Source organism: Deinococcus sp. (assembly GCF_018260405.1).
GTDB lineage: Bacteria > Deinococcota > Deinococci > Deinococcales > Deinococcaceae > Deinococcus.
Map to the genome: position 1 here is coordinate 1 of NZ_JAGLBG010000129.1, position 5093 is coordinate 5093.

Consider the following 5093-nt stretch of genomic DNA (forward strand, 5'->3'; position numbering starts at 1 on the left):
GACCGGGAGAGACGGTGTCGTTCTTCTCTTCCGGCCCTTTTCCAGGTGTCACTCAGAACTGTGAGATCGCGGCAGCCTGTGCCGATTGAACTCAAATTCGCCCCATAGCCTCCTCTGCAAGCTGTACCACTCCCACCAGGGTAGAGGGCCGAAAAAACCTGAGTCACAGGCTGTTTTTCCCTCGCCCCTTGTAGAAGAGGGGGGACTCGCGAAGCTGCGTAGCACAGGAGCGGAGCGGCGGAAGGGGTGGAGGGGACGTGTGACCAATGATCACTCTGGTATCTCGCCAAATTAAGTTGCGCCCCACTCATATTTATCCCGTCGCTCATGGCCAGGAGGCCCCCTTATGATGGACGTTCAACTCACCACCCAGGCCCTGCTGCCCCGCTGCCTGACCCTGTTTCCAGAGCGCCCCGTCACCTCGCTCATGGTGGCGGGCAAGAACGAGGCTGGGCAGCCGACGGCGTCCAGGCACCGCACCACCCTGGGGCAGGTTGCCAGGCGCTCGGCCCAACTTGCCGGGGCACTCCAGCAGCTCGGCGTGCAGCCTGGTGACCGCGTGGCGACGCTGGCGGTCAATAGCTTCTATCACCTTGAAGCGTATCTGGGGATTCCCAGCATGGGCGCGGTGATTCATACCCTCAATATCCGCCTGCCCATTGAGCAACTGGTCTGGATTCTGAACGACTCAGGTGCAAAAGTCCTGTTGCTTGACTCCATGTTTTTGCCGCTGCTGCCCGCCTTCAGGGCGCAGTGTCCAGAACTGAAAGAGGTCATCGTGTTCTCTGCTCAGGTTCCCGAAGGAACGCATGGCTACGACGACCTGATTTCCTCTCAGCCCGAAACCTACGCCTGGCCCGAACTGGACGAGAAGTCTGGGGCCATGCTGTGCTACACCTCTGGCACGACCGGCAACCCCAAGGGCGTGCTGTACACCCACCGCTCGCTCATGTTGCACGCGCTGGCCAGCGGGCACCCCGACGCTTTTGGCATCGGCCAGTACGATGTTGTTCTGCCAATTGTGCCGATGTTTCACGCCAATGCCTGGGGCACAGTTCACACGGCGCTGCTGTACGGCGCGGGGCTGGCCTTTACTGGGGTTTTCAACGACGGCCCCTCGGTGGCCCGCACCCTGCAAGACGAGAAGGCCACGATGTGCGCGGGCGTGGTTACGGTGATGCTGGCGCTGCTGGAAGAACTTGACCGCGCCGCCGCTGCCGGACAGCCTTACGACGTCTCGGCACTGAACAAAATCGGTTGTGGCGGCACCGCCGTGCCTGAAGTCCTAATTCGCGCCCTGTATGAGCGTCACGGCCTCCAAATGATGCAGGCGTGGGGTATGACCGAAACCAGCCCACTGGCGACGTGCAGCAACGTGCCCGCAGGCATTGACCCCGTCAGCGACGAGGGCTTTGCCCACCGCAGTAAACAGGGCCGCGTGGTGCCCTTTATCGAGGTGGCGCTGCTTGACGACCACGGCCAGCCCGTAACGCACGACGGCGCGACGATGGGAAGGCTGCTTGTGCGTGGCCCCTGGATTGCCGGAGAGTACTACAAGCGTGGCGTGACCAGCGATTTTGTCGAGCTGGACGGGAAAAAATGGCTGGATACCGGAGACATCGCCACTATTTCGGCGAGCGGTGAGGTCTGGGTGCAGGATCGCGCCAAAGACCTGGTGAAATCGGGCGGCGAGTGGATTTCCTCGGCAGAGGTGGAAAACGCGCTGATGGCCCACCCTGGTGTGTCAGCGGCAGTGGTGGTCGCTGTGCCGCATCCAAAATGGACTGAGCGCCCGCTGGCCCTCTTTATTCCGCACGGCGACGCCCCCAGCCCCGCAGAACTGCGCGAATACCTGAAGGGTCACATCGCCAAATGGTGGATTCCCGATGATTTTCTGGCGGTCAGCGAACTGCCGATTGGCGCGACCGGCAAATTTTTGAAACGCGAAATCCGCGAACAGTACAAAAACCATGTCTGGACTGATGGAGGGATGAAATGAAATTTACCAACAAAGCCATTCTAGTAACCGGCGGCGCATCTGGCCTGGGCGCAGCAACGGCCCGCAAAATTGCCAGCGAACAGGGCCATCCAGTGATTCTGGATATGAACGAGGAGGCCGGGAAAGCCATTGCCGAAGAGCTGGGCGGCCTGTTTATGAAAACTGACGTGAGCAACGAGGCGCAGGTACAGGCGGTCATCGACGCGGCCCGCGAACGCTTCGGGGCCATTCACGGCGCGGTCAATTGTGCGGGTATCGGCAACGCGGCTGTCACCGCCGGAAAAAAAGGCCCCTTTCCGCTGGAACTGTTCGAGCGGGTCATCCGGGTCAACCTGATTGGCACCTTCAACGTGATTCGCCTCGCGGCTCAGGCCATGCTGGACAACGAGCCGAATGAGGGCGGCGAGCGCGGCGTGCTGGTGAATACGGCGTCGGTGGCGGCCTTTGACGGCCAGATTGGACAGGCGGCCTACTCGGCCAGCAAGGGCGGCGTCGTGGGCATGACCCTGCCGATTGCCCGCGACCTGGCCCGTAGCGGCATCCGTGTGGTGACTATTGCGCCGGGGCTGTTCATGACGCCTATGCTGGCCGGACTGCCGCAGGAAGCGCAGGACTCGCTGGGAGCACAGGTGCCCTTTCCCAGCCGCCTGGGCGACCCGGCTGAATACGCTGCTCTGGTGGGCCACATCTTTGACAACGCCATGCTCAACGGCGAGGTTATCCGGCTGGACGGCGCTATCCGGATGGCTCCGCGCTAAGGCCCGGTCTACCTACTGCCCAGCCAGGCATCAGCATCGACATTCACTCCTAAGGAGCTTTCATTCATGACCCTCGTAGAAGATTTTGACCGCAGTGTCCGGATGTTTTCCCGCCGCCCCGCGCTGGTTTTCGGAGACCGCCGCCTGAACTGGCAGGAGCTGGGCCTAGAGGTCAACCGCGCCGCGAACCTGCTGCTGGAGCTGGGAGTCAAACCGGGTGACCGGGTGGCGCTGTACTCTGCCAACAGCGACCAGTTTGTCATTGCCGTTCACGCCATCTTCAAGGCAGGCGGGGTATTGGTCACCATCAACCCGCGCTCGGCCGTGCCGGAAGTCCGGTTTTCTCTTCAGGATTCGGGCGCCAAGCTGATGCTTTTCGGGCAAGGTCTGCAAGACATCGCACTAAAAGTCTCTCAGGAACTGACCGAAGTGCGCTGCCTCGCCCTGACGCCCGGCACCTTCGCAGACGACTTTACCGCTATGAGTGCTCAGGCGTCCTCCGAGGCTCTGGAAAACCGCCCCCACGAGGACGACAACGCCGAAATCCTGTATACCAGCGGCACCACCGGCATCCCCAAGGGCGTGGTACTGACCCACCGGGCGCTGCGGCATGTGGCGGTGATGTGCACCATCGTGACCAGGATGCCAATGCGCCCGCGCACCCTACATGTGGCTCCGCTATACCACTCGGCTCAGCTTAACCTCTTCTTGAATTCCACGACCCTGCTGGCGGGCTGTCATATCGTGCTGCCTACCTTCGACCCGGTACAGGTCATCGACACCATCGAGCGCGAGCGGGTACAGGTCTTCTTCGGGCCGCCCACCATGTACCAGTTCTTGCTGAAGGTGCCGGGATTTCAGGGACGGGATGTCAGTTCGCTGGAAGTGGGGGCCTACGGAGCCGCGCCTATGCCGCTGGCGCTGCTGGAACGGATACGGGAAGTCTTTCCGGACCTCAAGTTGTGCGGCATGTACGGTCTGTCCGAGATGGGCCCGGGCGGCGTAATGCTGACGGCTGAAGACCACGCCACCAAAGCGGGCGCGGGAGGTTTGCCTGCACCTGGGGTGGAGGTCCGCATTGTGGATGAACAGGGGCAAGATGTGCCGCCGGGAGTGGTCGGTGAAAAGCTGCTGCGCGGCACCTCCTTGATGAAGGAGTACTGGCAGCGCCCCGAGCAGACCGCCGAAGCTATTCGGGACGGCTGGCTGCATACGGGAGACCTCGCCATGTTCGACGAAGACGGCTACGTATACGCCGTGGACCGCATGAAGGACATGATCATCAGCGGCGGCATGAATATCTACCCGGCAGAAGTAGAAGCGGCCATCCTCCGGCATGACGCGGTGCGCGACGTGGCCGTGGTGGGCCGCCCGCACCCGGACTACGGAGAGACGGTCGTGGCCCTGGTTTCACTCCAGCCAGGGGCCGAACTGCCGCTGGAAATTCTCCGGGCGCACTGCATGGAACACATCGCCGATTACAAGATTCCACGGGCAGTGATTTACGGAGAAGTGCCACGCAACCTGAGCGGTAAGATTCTGAAGCAAGATATTCGCAGACTGATTGCATCTGCTGATAGCGCAGTATCTTCAGCTGGATGAACTGTGGTGCTGGGTAATACCAAATGTCATAGGCTCATCCTGGATTCCGGGGAGCTGAGGGCGCTCTGATAAACTATCAGCATGCTGAGATTATTTTAGCTCCTGTACGACGAAAAATGCTTCAGGGTTGTGCGGGAGCTCCGTTGGCCCGATGGCGTGAACTGCCCGCACTGTCACGCACCTCATGTAGTCAAACAGGGCCGGGACGACACCCTGAGATTCAGACAACGATATCGCCGTCTAAATTGCCAGCGGAGGTTCGATGACCTGACGGCTACTGTCTTCGCTGGTTACCACCAGCTCCTGCGGCAATGGGTGGCGTTCTTGGTCAGAGCAGCGCTGATGATGACGCTTGACGGCTGCTTATATTTCATGGGTCTGAATCTAAGTAGCCGCCAGATCGCCCACGAACTCGGCCTGAACGAAGATGATACCCAAGACCTCTCCGGGGTATAAAAGTAGCAAGGAGGTGTCTAAACCTCGTCCTAGCGGGCTTTTTGCCCTAGGCCAGATTCTCAATAGCCTTCCTGAGGGTGTCCAATCCCCGACGGAACAAGCTTTTGGGCGGATAGCCATGCTTAAGCGGCTTGGCTGGCTCACGTTGCTCCTCGAACAGGGCAACCGCAAAGTCCCTCAAATGTAAAGTGAAACTTTTGGTTTCAGAGGCTGTCTGAGGCCCTAACCATGGGAAATGTTTTAGGCTTTAACGGTGGAACGCGCAGCTTACCCTAGCG

Annotated in this window: 4 protein-coding genes; all 4 read left to right on the forward strand. The window is 60.4% G+C overall.

The window, feature by feature from the left end; all coding sequences use genetic code 11:
* Positions 1 to 346: 346 nt before the first annotated feature.
* The 4 genes from QZ269_RS11895 (at position 347) to QZ269_RS13575 (ending at position 4815) form a co-directional block, all read left to right on the forward strand.
* Positions 347 to 1999, forward strand: coding sequence for a long-chain-fatty-acid--CoA ligase (locus QZ269_RS11895; RefSeq protein ID WP_291426923.1), 1653 nt, complete (start codon positions 347 to 349; stop codon positions 1997 to 1999).
* Complete coding sequence (locus QZ269_RS11900; RefSeq protein ID WP_291426924.1) at positions 1996 to 2757, forward strand: 3-hydroxyacyl-CoA dehydrogenase; 762 nt, start codon at positions 1996 to 1998, stop codon at positions 2755 to 2757. The genes QZ269_RS11895 and QZ269_RS11900 overlap by 4 nt, the downstream gene beginning before the upstream one ends.
* 66 nt (positions 2758 to 2823) lie before the next feature.
* Positions 2824 to 4359 carry a long-chain fatty acid--CoA ligase gene (locus tag QZ269_RS11905; protein ID WP_291426925.1) on the forward strand — a complete coding sequence of 512 codons (1536 nt, stop codon included), beginning with the start codon at positions 2824 to 2826 and terminating at the stop codon, positions 4357 to 4359.
* 102 nt (positions 4360 to 4461) lie between these two features.
* The gene (locus QZ269_RS13575) at positions 4462 to 4815 is read left to right on the forward strand and encodes a transposase (RefSeq protein ID WP_367272291.1); all 354 of its coding nucleotides are present in this window, start codon (positions 4462 to 4464) and stop codon (positions 4813 to 4815) included.
* The last annotated feature ends 278 nt before the right edge of the window (positions 4816 to 5093 follow it).

Excerpts from the sequence above, each read along its gene's own strand:
- QZ269_RS11895 (WP_291426923.1), top strand. The coding sequence starts at position 347 with ATGATGGACGTTCAACTCACCACCCAGGCCCTGCTGCCCCGCTGCCTG.
- QZ269_RS11900 (WP_291426924.1), top strand. The coding sequence starts at position 1,996 with ATGAAATTTACCAACAAAGCCATTCTAGTAACCGGCGGCGCATCTGGC.
- QZ269_RS11905 (WP_291426925.1), top strand. The coding sequence starts at position 2,824 with ATGACCCTCGTAGAAGATTTTGACCGCAGTGTCCGGATGTTTTCCCGC.